Raw genomic sequence first — 13735 nt, forward strand, 5'->3', positions numbered from 1 at the left:
TCATATGGGACGGAATAAAACATATTTCCAATACTGATATGATAATCCAGGCGTACTTTAGCGGTTCTCCACTCGGCCATTTTGTATGGTTTTGCTGGTAGAGGGGAAAGTGCGAATTTCTCCTCTTCTTCAAACGCTGTAAAGCGAGTGCCTTTCTTTTTCGAGAAGTCTCTATGATTGAATTCTTCGAGCTTCAGGCTGATTTTTTGATTCAAGTCAGTCAGAGTAAAACAATGTTCGTTTCGCAAGGCCGCAATTATCCATGTCGATATGGTGCTGACAGAGCCTTCAACAGATGCTTTGTCGCGCGGGGCCCTGACCCTTGCTGGCATGCATAAAGTCCCATAATGATCACACATTTCACGGTATGTCGGATTCAACACGAGTTCCTTCAGCGTATGGCGGGTCACGGAGGTTTTAAGATTATCCGGAACAACAATCTGCGTGCTTCCTCCAAAGTATTCAAAAGCACGGTTGTGTGCACCAATCCAGGCGTTGAGATCCATGGATAAAGTAGCCTCGGCATATGACAATTGACTACACGGAAGCGTTGCGACAAAAACATAAGTCTTTACTTTTTCACCTGTATCTCGATCAACAATAAATGCTGTGGATCCTGCCCAATCCACTTCCATGATTTCTCCTGGTTTTCTTCGAACCCTAAGGGTTGCCTTGTACTTGTCTGCATAAGCTTTGTAATGACGTAAAAAAGAGCGATAGGTATAGGGAATCTTGCCATTTGCACGACAGCTGACTTCATACTCGTAATGAAGCAGCGACAAAGTTACATTGGGTTTAGCCAGTTCCCTGTGCACGAGTTCAAAATCAATCATGCCGTAGCCTGAATTTTCAATGGCTTTGTATGGATACAGAAATTCTTCTATCCAATGGTCATCCATTTCCTCTGTTAGAGGACATTCAAGTCCTTTTTCTTTAGCCAACTGAAGAATTTCAGTGACTTTTGGCCGACCGTGACCTGTACTTGCGGATACAGTCCGCAAGCTCAAGCCCTCTTGGGCCATTTCCAATATTTTTCGATATTGAATCATAAAAAATACCTCCAATATAATGTTTTTGCACACTGGTGTGCTCCTTCATTATATTGGAGGTATTGTTGATTTAATCATCTATTTTACCGAGTGGTAATTTCAATGTCACTAAGTGGTAAGTTTTGTGTCACTGACTGGTAATAACTATGTCACTAGTGGTAATTTTGGCTGGCGGATATCAAAGACCATCAAGTAGTGGCGGACATCAGTATGCAAGAAGAATTTGGAATTGAGATTGGCGATAAATTGAATCTTGCCGGTAATGATTTAAGCATTGAGGTTGTTGGTTTTACTGAAGATGCGAAGTTTAACGTGGCACCCGTTTTATATGGAACGGTTGGTACGTATCAAGAAGTACGTTTCGATCAAAAAGATGATTCTGAAGAAGGAAGAATCAGCGCCTTGGTCGTTCGTTCTGAAAACGGAATTGAACTAGAGAATGATGATTTACGTTGGTATTCCATCAAAGATTACATTGAGGAAATTCCTGGTTATACGGCACAAGTGTTGACCTTTGGCTTGATGATCGGCTTCTTGATTATGATTGCCGCAATCGTAATCGGAATCTTTATTTACGTATTAACATTACAAAAATCAACCTGAATTATTCATACTCCTGAAATCTTCTTGAAAAATGTCTTTTTTAACGTTTAAGCATTCCGATTTTTTTGTATCACATTGATTTTACTAAATCGACCAGATATTTTGGGTTCACATCAGGCAACTTCGGGTTTGAGCCCTATTTTTGGGCGCAGGAACCCCTTGGGTTCCATCTGATTTTTTAAAAATAGCCATTCGCATGACTTACCAAGCCAACTGTTGGATTTTTTGTAACAAATGGTAGAACGACTGTTGGTAAACGTGGGAGGAACTCAATTTGAGAAATAGCCGACGGCCGCTCTTTATAAGTTTTCCAGCCACTTTGAACAGGCGTAGACGAAGCGTATCGACTTGGAAGGCGGCTTCATTCGCTGGCAAGCAGATTGATTTCATGAAATTAGTCAGGTTGTAAGCCAACAGGCTAACCATCATGCGGGCATGGTTCTCCAAAAAGGAGGAACTGTCGGTCTTGTCAAAATAGAAGCCATTCTTTGCTTCCTTGATGAAATTTTCCATGGTTCCCCGGTTGTGATAAAGCCGGAACATGGTCTGAGCGGACAGGTCCTCCGAGCAATTCGTGATCAAATACTCGTGCCTGAACAGCAGCTCGTTCGCTTCCCGGGTGGATTTGATGCAAATCCGGCGCGCCTTCTTCCAACTTTTTGCTTGGTAGGTGGTGGAATAGTAGTGGACCTCTCTTTCCTCCCAAGGATGATCATTTCCGATGAGGATGAAAGACTCCGCTATCTCAGCCAACTTCGTATTATTCTTCAGGCGAACAACATAATAGCTTTGATGGGCTTCACAAGTATCATACACCTCAGGGGTTGCAAAACCACTGTCCCCTCTGACCAGTATATCTGTGCAGGGAAGTGTCTGGCTATAATGTGCCAGCATCGGTTCCAGGAAATCCTTTATTCCTTTTGAGGTATACACATTGCCAGAACGAAGTTCTGCTTTCAAGAAATCACCAGTCAGGCCATCAAAAGCCACCAAGGGGTGATAACCGTTTGTCCTGTAGTGGGCATTAAAATTGGTGGCTTCCTGGTTGCCAAACGTATCGGAATGGGTGGAGTCCAGGTCGATAATGAGCTCCGTCGCGTTCCGTTCCAAGCGCACTTTATCGATCATTGCTTGGTTCAAAGTTTGGAACTGGGAAATCGTTGTCTCACTCATTCGGTCCCAGAACCGGGAAAGGGAAGCTTGTGAGGCAATGGCTTCCTTCTCAAGCACCAGTTGGAAAACTGGGTCTTCCTTCAGTGAGTTGGCGGATGAATCCGCAGGATAGCCGCCAATCAATTGGAACAAGAGTTGTTCCAGCAAGGAAATGTTGTCATGAATCCAGTAGCTTCGGTTGTCTTGGAACGTGAGAAAATGGGCGGCTAATTTTGAGAAGCCAATCGAATCCATGAATTCTTTCACCAAAATCAAGCCAGAATCCGTGGAAAGATTCCCGCCCGTATGATTCACTACCAATTTCGAGTTGAAATTTACGCGTTTTTCCTGTAATGTAGCCATTGAGAGAACCCCTTTCTTTGGTTAGGTTTAGACGCTTTAACCATAGCAGATTGGGGTTCTTTTTGTACACCCAAAGGGTGCAGGGATACAGATAGAATAATAGCGCCACAATACGCTTTTAGTGAATATTTAGGAAAACTATGAATTATTCAGGATCAAGCATGTTTGGGGTCATGAAGGCACAAGGAATTTCTACCTTCTATATTGCGAAATCTGTTGTCGCGCAGACATTTCTGCTTGCAGCAATTGGAGTTGGAATTGGATTGTTGTTGACAGTAGGAACATCGCTTGTTCTTCCAGCTTCTGTACCATACCGCACGAATCCACTGTTCCTGGGTGGAATTACTGGCTTGCTGATTCTTTTCGCTGTACTGGGAGCATTCTTCTCCGTTCGTACCGTTGCGAAAATTGATCCGCTAGAAGCAATTGGATAGGAGGACAAGAAGATGAAACTAATTGAATTGCAAGGTGTTACGAAATCATTTAATGATGGAAATAAAGAAGTAGAAGCTTTGAAAAAGACCGACTTCTCAGTAGAGAGCGGCGAATTCGTGGCGATTATTGGTCCAAGTGGTTCCGGTAAGAGTACCTTCCTAACCATTATCGGAGGGTTGCAAACCCCGACAGAAGGGCGTGTCTTGATTCGTGAGCAGAAGTTCAGTGAAGTAGATCAAAAAGAACGCAATAAAATGCGTTTTGAAGAAATCGGCTTTATTCTTCAAGCATCAAACTTGGTTCCTTTTCTGAAAGTAGAAGACCAAATGCGTTTGGTTAATAAAGTAGAACGCTCGAAGTTTGATAAAGAGAAGGCAGAAGACTTATTCGAAGGGCTAGGCATTACGAAGCTGCGCAACAAATATCCAAGTGATTTGTCCGGTGGTGAACGCCAACGGGTTGCGATTGCTCGTGCCCTTTATCATGATCCATCCGTTATTTTAGCGGATGAGCCGACCGCAAGTTTGGATACAACGAAAGCATTTGAAGTAGTCGAAATTCTTGCCCGCGAAACAAAGGAAAAAAATAAAGCGACGATTATGGTAACCCATGACGAGCGCTTGATTGATTACTGCGATAAAGTCTACGTCATGAAAGATGGCGTCTTGTCTCTAAAAGAAGATTAGTACAACTTTCCCCCTTGCCAATTCCATTTTGATGGACTACAATGAAGGGGATAGAAGTACCATTCAAAGACAACGAGAATATGGAAGTTTGGTTCAATCCCAACACGGTCCCGCCACTGTAATCATATGGAAACATATGGAGTCAGATCTTTATTTTCGTTTGCTAATATGCATGCGTTGCTGTTTCGAGGTAAAACAGTGTCGTTTGAAGTCTATGTAATGGTGCATAGGCTTTTTTTGTACTCAAAAAACAGCTTCCATATTCATTTTAGCAAAAATGAGTAGGGGTTCTATCCGTCACAGCTAAGGGCAAGGACTGATCTTCAAGGTGGAAGGAAGGACCAGCGTCGGTCAACCAGTCCTCGTTTTTAGCCAATAAAAATTAGGAGTGGTATTTATGAAAAAGTATTTGGCATTATTGGCAGCAGGGTTTATTTTAACAGGTTGTGGCGTTTCAGACAGTGATACACAAGTAACGGAAACGAGCAGCGCGGTATCCTCCAGCGTGGCTGAAGAAACCGTAGCGGTAACGATTCATGTGAGTGTAGACGGCGAAGAAATAGAAGGCGGCACCAAAGAAGTGGAAGTAGAACCAGGAGCAATCTTATTAGATGTAATGAAAGAAAATTATGAAATTGTAGAGAAAGATACGTTTATTGAATCCATCAACGGTCATGAACAAGATGTAGAAGCAAGTAAGTACTGGCTATTTGACTTAAACGGCGAAATGGCTCCGGCAGGTGCAAATGACACTGAACTCCAAGAGGGAGATGTTGTGGAATGGAAACTCGAACCACTATCCTAAAAAAACAGTCGAATTTTTCAGTGAAACGAATTGCGGTGCTCTCGATTTTAGTAGCTCTGTGCTATGTAGGTCGAATTGTTTTCCAGTTCTTGCCGAATGTACAGCCCATGACGGCCGTATTGCTAATCATTACGCTGACGTTTGGCACGAGGGACGGGCTGATTGTGACAGCACTCTCACTCATCTTGTCGAATTTGGTGCTTGGAATGGGACCGTGGATTTTTTATCAAATGATTAGCTACATGGTAATAATCGGGTTCACCGGGGTGTTTCTTAGACCTTTATATAGAAAAATGGAGACAAAATGGCTCATGGTTATTTTTGCCTTTTTGGCAGGTCTTCTATATGGATTTGTTATTTCCATCTTCTCTTCCAAAATGTTTGGCATGACCAATTTTTGGTCCTACTACTTGATGGGCGTACCTTTTGACTTGATGCATGCGTTTGGAAATGCAGTCTTTTACCTTATTTTGGAACCTATTTTACGACCTTTGATCCTTTCTTCGATGAAGAAATAAAGTTCCGTCTCTTGACAGAAATTTCATTCCCAATTACTATGAACGTGTGTGTTGCGCTTTCATTCAAAGAAATGAGGGGCGAAGAAATGATACAAAAGGATCGTAAAATATTTGAGTCCGTACCAGGGAAGCAAGTTACTTTGGCGCATATCATTGCGCATCCGGATCGACGGATTTTTGAAAAGTTAGGGTTGCACGATGAGCATTATCAAGCCGTTGGCATCATGACCATTACCCCAAGTGAAGTGGCGATTATTGCAGTCGATCATGCCAAGAAAGCAGCGCCGGTGACCATCGGCTTTGTTGATCGTTTCAGTGGTTCAGTCTTTATCTTGGGTGACGTGGCTGCGGTGGAAATGGCAATGAACGCTTCAACTACGGCACTGAAAACACAGATGAGCTTCAGTGTTCCTGCGATTACACGGACCTAGAAGGATGAGGAATCAAATGAAGAAAATCATGTTGATTGGGTCCATCGGCAGTGGGAAGACAACACTCTGCCAACGCATCGTTGGAGAAGAATTGCGCTACCAAAAAACGCAAGCCGTTGAGTACTATCCCCAGATTATTGATACACCGGGTGAGTTTGTGCAGCATCGGCGCTACTACAATGCGTTGCAAATGATGGCTGCGGAAGCAGAAGTAATTGGGTTGGTTGCGAATGTGATGGAAAAAGAACAAATCTATTCACCCAATTTTGCTCAAAACTTAATGAAGCCATGTATTGGCATCATTACAAAAACGGATTTATGTGAGGATGAAACGATCCTCCAGGGAGCCGAAGAGCGTCTCCGATTAGCCGGTGTGGAAAGAATTTTTCAAGTGTCGGCTGTATCGGATACGGGAATCACGGCATTAATTGAATATCTGGAAGGATGAAGAATACATGCAAATTTATACTAGAACAGGCGATAAAGGGTATACAAGAATTATTGGCGGTATGCAAGTTGCCAAAGATTCAGAGCGGGTAACCGCATATGGAACAGTGGATGAACTAAATAGTATCGTCGGTATGGCTGCAAGTTCTGATGAAGCTACACCAGCGTTACGTGAAGAACTAATGACCATTCAACAATATTTGTTCGACTGTGGGAATGACTTAGCGACACCACATGGGAAGAATCCATACCGCGTTCATAAAGAACTGACACTCTGGTTAGAAAGTCGCATCGATGAGTATGCCGATGTTCCGCCAGTCGTTGAATCTTTCATTTTGCCAGGCGGCACGAAGCTTGCGAGCCAACTTCACTTCGCCCGCACGGTAGCGAGAAGAGCAGAGCGAGAAATCGTTACGTTCATGTGGACGAATGATATGAACGAAGAAGTGGTTCGTTTTGTGAACCGATTATCTGATTACTTCTTTGCCGTTGCTCGAGTAGTAAATGCAGAAGCAAACGTACAAGACGTGCTCTATGAGCGCAGTGGACGTGTCTTCCATACAGAAATTACGAAGGCAGATTTAAAAGATTAACGTTTTTGGAACCGTTTTTCAAAATTTTGTTGACAACCTGAAAAAACAATAGTACGCTTATAGCAGTTAGAGCACAAGGGCGTGCCATCAAATACGAGCGACGAAGCCGTAAGAAACAAAGTATCGAATGAGATACTTGTTTGCTTACGGCTTTTTTTGTAGGAAGGAGGTTCAGAATGGAAAAAATCAGATTTGGAACGACTTTATATCTCGGTGAGAATAGCTTGTCCCGTTTGAGTGAATTTAGAGACGAAAAGATTTTAATCATTACGGATTCATTCATCGCTCATTCAGCAATTTATCAAACGGTAACCAGCCACTTTTCAGCGAGTGTGGAAACAATGGTGTTTTCTGAAGTTGTTCCTGATCCACCTATTGATACGATTGTTCAAGGAATTGAGCAAGCAAAAGACTTTCATCCCACCATGCTCCTCGCATTGGGAGGTGGTTCTGCGATTGATGCAGCAAAAGCAATGCTATACTTTGGCAGACAAAGCGGTACTTTCGGTAATATTCCTTTTCTCGTGATCCCGACGACCAGCGGAACAGGTTCAGAAGTAACCAACTTCGCAATCATTACGGACGCTGAGAAAGAAGTGAAGTACCCGTTAGTTACGGACGAAATTTTACCAGATGAAGCAATCCTAGATGCGTCATTGGTACGGGATTTGCCACCGATTCCGACGGCCGATACCGGTATCGATGTATTGACCCATGCTCTAGAGGCGTATGTCTCAACGAAGGCGAATGAAATATCCGATGCTCTTGCTGAAAAAGCGATTGTCTATGTGTTTGAGTATTTAGAACGAGCATATCGCGACGGGCAGGACATGGAGGCACGCGAGAAAATGCATGTGGCTTCATGTTTGGCAGGTCTGGCATTCAACCAAGCGTCTCTCGGAATCAACCACGGCATCGCTCATGCAGCCGGAGCACGATTCCATATCGCACATGGACGCTTGAATGGCATATTATTACCGCACGTTATCCGTTATAATAGTGGAGTGACGAGCAATGGGGCAATGAATCATTTGGAGATAGCAAAACGATACACGAAAATAGCGAAACAGCTGGGGTTAAGTGCAGGAAGTCCAAAGATGGGCGTTCGAAGCTTGACGAATGCAATCGTTTCGCTAGAAAAGCGTTTAAATATGCCGACCACTTTTTCGAAGTGGGGTGTTGAACGCAGTATTTTCGAAGAACACAAACACCAAATCGCAATAGATGCGCTGAAGGATCGCTGCTCTGACACAAACCCTGTCATAGCGACGCCAGCGGATATCGTGCAAATCTTAGAACAGGCATATGCATAGTTAGGACAAGGAGGCGTACTCATTGGAAAAGGAAAGAATCATACAGGAGTATGTTCCCGGGAAACAAATTACGGTTGCCCATGCGATTGCAAAACCTGACCCTGAGATTTATGGGAAGCTTGGTGTGTTAAACACCCAGGCGGATGCGATTGGAATCATGACCATCACCCCAAGCGAAGCAGCGATTATTGCTGTTGATATTGCGACTAAAGCAGCGGATATTGAAATCGGGTTTGTTGATCGTTTTTCAGGTTCTGTTGTGATTACCGGAGATGTTTCATCTGTCATTGTCGCATTAGAAGAAGTGCTCGACACAATGGAAAAAGTACTAGGTTTTAACCGTGTCGCACTAACGGTTAGTTAAAACAATGAGGTGAAATAATGAGTGGAAGAATCGTAGTTGTTGATGATGAACCAATCACAAGGCTGGATATCCGAGACATTTTAGAAGGCGCGGGGCACCAAGTGGTAGGGGAAGCATCAGATGGTTTTGAAGCAATCCGGGTCTGTCAAGAAACGAAACCCGATTTAGTGATCATGGATATTAAAATGCCGATTTTAGATGGTCTGACTGCTTCAAAGAAAATCGTAGCAGAAGGAACAACGTCAGGGATTATCTTGTTAACTGCCTATAGCGATCAGCAATACATCCAAAAGGCGACTAGTTTTGGTGCGCTTGGATATTTGGTAAAGCCTCTTCATGAACAATCTTTGTTGCCGATGGTAGAACTAGCCTTAGCAAAGGGGAAAGAACATGAAAAGATGGCCAAAGAGCTGGAAACACTTACCCGCAAGTTAGAAGAGCGGAAAGTGATTGAGAAGGCCAAAGGGAAATTGATGGCAACTGAACAAATTAATGAAGATGCTGCCTACAAAAAAATGCGCTCGATCAGTATGCAGAAGCGTATTCCGATGATTAAAGTAGCAGAATTATTGGTGATGCTTGATGAATAAGCCACATGTAGTGGATGAAGATATCCAAAATATTTGCGAACGCTACACCAAGCTGAATGATCAAGAAATTGCTTTCTTAAAAGAACAAGTAGCAGATGCTCTATCGGATAAGCGCTATGAAGATTATGATGTTTTCGTAGATGTGCGGGATGCCTTTACCGGGGAAGCGATTGTGGTTTGTCATCGTCGTCCCTTATACTCCCCTTCTTTGTATAAGGAGCGTGTGGTTGGCAAGATTGCTTACCGGAAAGACGAACCAGGTCCTTTGCGCACTTTGGAGACATCGCAGACTTCGATTGAATTAAATGCACGTTCGCAAGAAGGTGTATTGATTAAGCAAACCTCGTATCCGATGAAGTATAAAAACAAAACGATTGCGGTCTTCATTGTTGAGCAGAATATCAGCAATGAAATCAAGCATCAGTTTGACGTAAGAAACCGTGATCAATCGTACGAGGAAGTCAGTCTGGCACTTGAAGAAATGGAAAAGGTAGAGCAGTCCATCGCAAACTTTTTAGATGATATCATTTTAATCTTTGATGCAAAGGGGATTTTGAGACATCATAATAAAGCAGCGGGTCAATACTATCAAACGTTTGGCTATATGGACTCCATTAATTCGCTTCACTATGATAACCTGGCACTTGACTTAATGACTTTTGACCGTATTTTGAGTTTGGTTTCTCTAGGCGAGTTCGAAAGTTTGAAAGGCAGAGAAATCAAGTTCGACCAGTACTACTTCAAGAGTAAAATTATTCATCTCCCTTCGAACGGTTTTGTCATTCAAATCATGAAAGACATTACCGATCAGAAGGTGAAAGAGTCACGCAAGGAAGAAGAATTTGTAACGATCCAAGAAATCCACCACCGTGTAAAAAATAACTTGCAAACAGTAGTATCCTTACTGCGGCTACAAGCTCGACGAGCCGAGAGTCCAGAAGCGAAGAAAGTACTGAATGAGAGCGTCAACCGCGTCCTATCGATTGCAGCAACACACGAACTGCTATCTAAACAAAAGGAAGACAATGTACAGCTTAAAATGGTACTGGATGCCGTTATTTTCAACCTTACTCGGTTTTTCTCAGATCAAAGGGAAATTGATTTCCAAAGCGAAATTGACTCAGAAATTATTCTAGACAGCAACAAGGCTGTAACGATTGCCCTTATTATGAATGAACTGATTCAAAACAGTTATGACCATGCCTTTACCGATAAAGAAACCGGGATGGGCAAGATTCACGTAGAAATCAAACAAGAGAACGATTTGATTTTTATTTATGTCGCAGACAATGGCAGCGGCTTCGACTTTGAAGCACATGGCCAGCACAATTTGGGACTTCAGATTGTTACTAGTTTTGTGGAAAGTAAGTTGAACGGTACCATTGCGGTTGATTCTAACCCACATGGCACAAAAACTCGCATTACATTTAAGAACTAAATAATCCTTTCTTACAAGGTCGTAAGAAAAAAAGCAAAGGCGCTGATAAAAAGGACTCTCCTGTAGAGACCTTTCTTTCAGCGTCTTTTTTGAAGGGAGTGAGGGAATGGCTGAAAAATTATTGAGCGTGGGCATTGATATCGGCACTTCCACTACGCAGTTAGTGCTTTCTGAATTATATATCGAGAACATGGCTTCAGCTTTTACCATTCCACGAATCTCGATTACGGATAAGAAAGTCATTTATAAAAGTGACATTCTCTTTACACCAATCTTGACGAACAACTTGATTGATGCCAACCAAATTAAACGATTTGTGGAACAACAGTATCAAAAAGCTGGTGTGAAGCAAAAAGACATCCAAACGGGTGCCATTATTATTACGGGTGAAACCGTTCGGAAAGAAAATTCCCGCGCTGTAGCGGAAGCGTTGAGTGGATTCGCGGGAGACTTTGTTGTCGCAACAGCAGGACCCGACCTCGAGAGCATCATTGCTGGAAAGGGCGCGGGTACGCATTCTTACTCCGTACACTACCATACGACTACCGTTAATTTTGATATTGGTGGTGGAACAACGAACCTCGTTTGTTTCCATGACGGCGATATCCAAGATACAGGTTGCTTTGACATTGGCGGCCGGCTCATCAAGGTTAATGAGCAACGGAAGATTACGTATATTGCACCGAAGCTTGAGACTATTATTCAAGCAGAACGGCTACAGCTAAGGCTCAATCAGACCATTGATTTGACTGATTTGAATAAACTATTGTCCATTATGGTTCAAGTGATGGAAAACAGTTTGGGTGTTGGGGAAAAGAGTCCGTATTATGACTTACTGATTACGAATAAGGACTTGCGGACTGAACGAAAAGTAGAGTATGTCTCTTTTTCCGGTGGGGTAGCCGATTATATCCAGAAAGATACGGACGAAGCACCATTTAAGTATGGAGACATTGGTATTTTACTGGGACGAAAGATTGCCCAATCAAAACTTTTCGAGCAGTTTGAAGTAATCGAGAGTGTGGAAACCATCCGAGCAACGGTTGTAGGAGCAGGATCTCATACAACAGATGTCAGCGGAAGTACCATCACCTACAAAGACAAGATTCTACCGCTTCAAAATGTGCCGGTTTTGAAGCTTTCAAAAGAAGACGAAGACCAGGCCAGCATCGAGAAGATGGCGCAAGCCATTGAAGAAAAGCTGAATTGGTTTGAAGCAGACGGCGAACAGCAGCTTATTGCCTTAGCTTTTGAAGGAGCGGTCAATCCACGCTTCCAGTATATCCAAGATTTAGCAGCGGCTATCGTGAAGGGGTTAGAGAAAGTCATCCAAAAAGGCGATCCACTCGTCATCTTGGTCAAAGAAGACATGGCAAAGGCACTAGGACATAGTCTGTATGCACAATTACCAGCAGCGTATCCTTTTGTATGCATTGACAGTGTGCATGTACAAAATGGAGACTACATTGATATTGGTAATCCGATTGCAGACGGTTCAGTACTGCCTGTCGTCGTCAAAACACTTGTATTTAACTAATGATTAAAGGAGGATTCATTCATGATTTTAAAGACCACGCTCTTTGGCCGGACCTACTCATTCAATTCCGTAATGGAAGTGATGGGAAAAGCCAATGAAGAAAAATCAGGCGACCACCTAGCTGGTGTTGCCGCTGAAAGTGCAGAGGAACGTGTCGCTGCGAAGGTTGTTCTTTCCAATCTTAAGCTTTCCGATTTATTTAACAATCCAGCTGTTCCCTACGAACTAGACGAGGTAACCCGTATTATTATTGACCGGGTGAACTTGCATACGTACGAAAAAATCAAGAACTGGACCGTTGCGGATTTACGCGAATGGATTTTGGATTTGAATACAACAAATTATGATATTCACCGTATTTCAAACGGTTTGACCGCAGAGATGGTGGCGGCCGTAACAAAAATCATGTCGAACTTAGACTTGATTATGGGTGCACAAAAAATTATTGTGACCAAAACAGCGAACACAACGATTGGTGAGCCAGGAACATTCAGTGCTCGTCTACAACCAAACCATCCAACTGACAATATTGATGGAATTATGGCTTCCGTTATGGAAGGTGTATCCATGGGGATTGGGGATGCGGTTATTGGCTTGAATCCAGTGGATGATACGACAGAGAGTGTGAAACGAATCTTGCATAAGTTCAATGACTTTATGGAAGAATGGGAAATTCCAACCCAACATACCGTATTAGCACACGTTTCTACTCAAATGGAAGCAATCGATCAAGGAGCACCATCTGGTTTGATTTTCCAATCCATTGCCGGTTCTCAAAAAGGAAACGAAGCTTTCGGGATCAGTGCACAAATGTTACAAGACGCAAATGACCTAGCTTTGAAACGCGGCACCGCAGTTGGACCAAATGTGATGTACTTTGAAACAGGGCAAGGTTCTGAGTTGTCATCCGATGCGCATCACAACGTGGACCAAGTAACGATGGAAGCAAGATGTTATGGTTTCGCGAAGAAATACGATCCATTTATGGTAAACACGGTTGTTGGATTTATCGGACCAGAATATTTATATGATTCCCAACAAGTAATCCGAGCAGGGTTGGAAGACCACTTCATGGGTAAACTAACCGGAATTTCAATGGGCTGTGACGTATGTTACACCAACCATATGAAGGCTGATCAAAACGATGCAGAGAACTTAACCGTTCTGCTAGCTGTCGCAGGCGTAAACTTCATCATGGGAATTCCAAATGCTGATGACGTAATGTTGAACTACCAAACAACTGGTTTCCATGAAACAGCAAGCATTCGTCAACTACTCAACAAACGCCCAACCAAAGAATTCGATGCATGGATGGAAAAAATGGGCTTCAGTGAAAACGGTCGCTTGACTGAATTAGCTGGCGATGCATCTGTCTTCTTGAAGCGTAAATAAACGGAATAAGTAAAGGAGG

General features: G+C 43.0%; 15 protein-coding genes, 1 pseudogene and 1 riboswitch. Of the genes and pseudogenes, 14 read left to right on the plus strand and 2 right to left on the minus strand.

The features are described from left to right. Nucleotides 1–1049, minus strand: a 1049-nt coding sequence (istA, locus tag TES5_RS12960) for an IS21 family transposase (protein WP_068562449.1), incomplete at its 3' end; no start/stop codon positions are given. Nucleotides 1050–1259: 210 nt separating this feature from the next. Between istA and TES5_RS12965 the strand changes: the two genes are divergently transcribed. Further along, on the plus strand, nt 1260–1652 hold the full coding sequence (locus tag TES5_RS12965) for an ABC transporter permease family protein (protein ID WP_068562411.1): 393 nt from the start codon (nt 1260–1262) through the stop codon (nt 1650–1652). 201 nt (nt 1653–1853) lie between these two features. Here the strand turns inward: TES5_RS12965 and TES5_RS12970 are convergent, their stop codons facing one another. Beyond that, nucleotides 1854–3167, minus strand: a complete 1314-nt coding sequence (locus TES5_RS12970; RefSeq protein ID WP_068562412.1) for an IS1380 family transposase — start codon at nt 3165–3167, stop codon at nt 1854–1856. A 155-nt stretch (nt 3168–3322) separates the two neighbouring features. Here TES5_RS12970 and TES5_RS12975 point away from each other — a divergent pair. The 13 genes and pseudogenes from TES5_RS12975 to TES5_RS13035 form a co-directional block, all read left to right on the plus strand. Then, a pseudogene (locus TES5_RS12975) lies at nt 3323–3601 on the plus strand (FtsX-like permease family protein); the annotation flags it as partial. Nucleotides 3602–3613: 12 nt separating this feature from the next. Then, nucleotides 3614–4288 (plus strand): ABC transporter ATP-binding protein, encoded by a 675-nt coding sequence (locus TES5_RS12980; RefSeq protein WP_068562414.1) that lies wholly within the window; start codon nt 3614–3616, stop codon nt 4286–4288. Between the two features lie 55 nt (nt 4289–4343). Then, nucleotides 4344–4497, plus strand: a riboswitch (adenosylcobalamin (AdoCbl) riboswitch). A 188-nt stretch (nt 4498–4685) separates the two neighbouring features. Beyond that, nucleotides 4686–5093: a DUF4430 domain-containing protein gene (locus TES5_RS12985; RefSeq protein WP_068562415.1), complete on the plus strand. Its 408-nt coding sequence runs from the start codon at nt 4686–4688 to the stop codon at nt 5091–5093. Further along, entirely contained in the window at nt 5069–5611 is a 543-nt protein-coding gene (locus TES5_RS12990; RefSeq protein ID WP_068562416.1) for an ECF transporter S component, read from the plus strand. Before TES5_RS12985 ends, TES5_RS12990 begins: the two co-directional genes overlap by 25 nt. Before the next feature lie 86 nt (nt 5612–5697). Beyond that, on the plus strand, nt 5698–6042 hold the full coding sequence (locus TES5_RS12995) for a BMC domain-containing protein (RefSeq protein WP_068562417.1): 345 nt from the start codon (nt 5698–5700) through the stop codon (nt 6040–6042). A 16-nt stretch (nt 6043–6058) separates the two neighbouring features. After that, nucleotides 6059–6490 carry a EutP/PduV family microcompartment system protein gene (locus tag TES5_RS13000; protein WP_068562418.1) on the plus strand — a complete coding sequence of 144 codons (432 nt, stop codon included), beginning with the start codon at nt 6059–6061 and terminating at the stop codon, nt 6488–6490. A 7-nt stretch (nt 6491–6497) separates the two neighbouring features. Continuing rightward, on the plus strand, nt 6498–7082 hold the full coding sequence (locus TES5_RS13005) for a cob(I)yrinic acid a,c-diamide adenosyltransferase (RefSeq protein WP_068562419.1): 585 nt from the start codon (nt 6498–6500) through the stop codon (nt 7080–7082). Nucleotides 7083–7258: 176 nt separating this feature from the next. Next, nucleotides 7259–8395, plus strand: a complete 1137-nt coding sequence (locus TES5_RS13010; protein ID WP_068562420.1) for a 1-propanol dehydrogenase PduQ — start codon at nt 7259–7261, stop codon at nt 8393–8395. Between the two features lie 37 nt (nt 8396–8432). Further along, nucleotides 8433–8759 carry a BMC domain-containing protein gene (locus TES5_RS13015; RefSeq protein WP_198143356.1) on the plus strand — a complete coding sequence of 109 codons (327 nt, stop codon included), beginning with the start codon at nt 8433–8435 and terminating at the stop codon, nt 8757–8759. 17 nt (nt 8760–8776) lie between these two features. Next, a complete protein-coding gene (locus TES5_RS13020; RefSeq protein ID WP_068562422.1) occupies nt 8777–9349 on the plus strand; it encodes an ANTAR domain-containing response regulator in 573 nt (190 codons plus the stop codon). Between the two features lie 10 nt (nt 9350–9359). Then, entirely contained in the window at nt 9360–10787 is a 1428-nt protein-coding gene (locus TES5_RS13025; RefSeq protein ID WP_178137858.1) for a sensor histidine kinase, read from the plus strand. Nucleotides 10788–10893: 106 nt separating this feature from the next. Then, nucleotides 10894–12324, plus strand: a complete 1431-nt coding sequence (gene eutA, locus TES5_RS13030; RefSeq protein ID WP_068562424.1) for an ethanolamine ammonia-lyase reactivating factor EutA — start codon at nt 10894–10896, stop codon at nt 12322–12324. 21 nt (nt 12325–12345) lie between these two features. Then, nucleotides 12346–13716 carry an ethanolamine ammonia-lyase subunit EutB gene (locus TES5_RS13035; protein WP_068562425.1) on the plus strand — a complete coding sequence of 457 codons (1371 nt, stop codon included), beginning with the start codon at nt 12346–12348 and terminating at the stop codon, nt 13714–13716. Nucleotides 13717–13735: the final 19 nt, after the last annotated feature.

Source organism: Trichococcus sp. ES5, from assembly GCF_900067165.1.
GTDB lineage: Bacteria > Bacillota > Bacilli > Lactobacillales > Aerococcaceae > Trichococcus > Trichococcus flocculiformis.

What these genes read in the sequence shown, in the direction of transcription:
- TES5_RS12980 (WP_068562414.1), top strand. Translation starts at nt 3,614, where the DNA reads ATGAAACTAATTGAATTGCAAGGTGTTACGAAATCATTTAATGATGGA.
- TES5_RS13020 (WP_068562422.1), top strand. Translation starts at nt 8,777, where the DNA reads ATGAGTGGAAGAATCGTAGTTGTTGATGATGAACCAATCACAAGGCTG.
- TES5_RS13035 (WP_068562425.1), top strand. Translation starts at nt 12,346, where the DNA reads ATGATTTTAAAGACCACGCTCTTTGGCCGGACCTACTCATTCAATTCC.
- TES5_RS13005 (WP_068562419.1), top strand. Translation starts at nt 6,498, where the DNA reads ATGCAAATTTATACTAGAACAGGCGATAAAGGGTATACAAGAATTATT.
- TES5_RS12965 (WP_068562411.1), top strand. Translation starts at nt 1,260, where the DNA reads ATGCAAGAAGAATTTGGAATTGAGATTGGCGATAAATTGAATCTTGCC.
- TES5_RS12990 (WP_068562416.1), top strand. Translation starts at nt 5,069, where the DNA reads ATGGAAACTCGAACCACTATCCTAAAAAAACAGTCGAATTTTTCAGTG.
- TES5_RS13010 (WP_068562420.1), top strand. Translation starts at nt 7,259, where the DNA reads ATGGAAAAAATCAGATTTGGAACGACTTTATATCTCGGTGAGAATAGC.
- TES5_RS12970 (WP_068562412.1), bottom strand. Translation starts at nt 3,167, where the DNA reads ATGGCTACATTACAGGAAAAACGCGTAAATTTCAACTCGAAATTGGTA.
- TES5_RS12995 (WP_068562417.1), top strand. Translation starts at nt 5,698, where the DNA reads ATGATACAAAAGGATCGTAAAATATTTGAGTCCGTACCAGGGAAGCAA.
- TES5_RS12985 (WP_068562415.1), top strand. Translation starts at nt 4,686, where the DNA reads ATGAAAAAGTATTTGGCATTATTGGCAGCAGGGTTTATTTTAACAGGT.
- TES5_RS13000 (WP_068562418.1), top strand. Translation starts at nt 6,059, where the DNA reads ATGAAGAAAATCATGTTGATTGGGTCCATCGGCAGTGGGAAGACAACA.
- eutA (WP_068562424.1), top strand. Translation starts at nt 10,894, where the DNA reads ATGGCTGAAAAATTATTGAGCGTGGGCATTGATATCGGCACTTCCACT.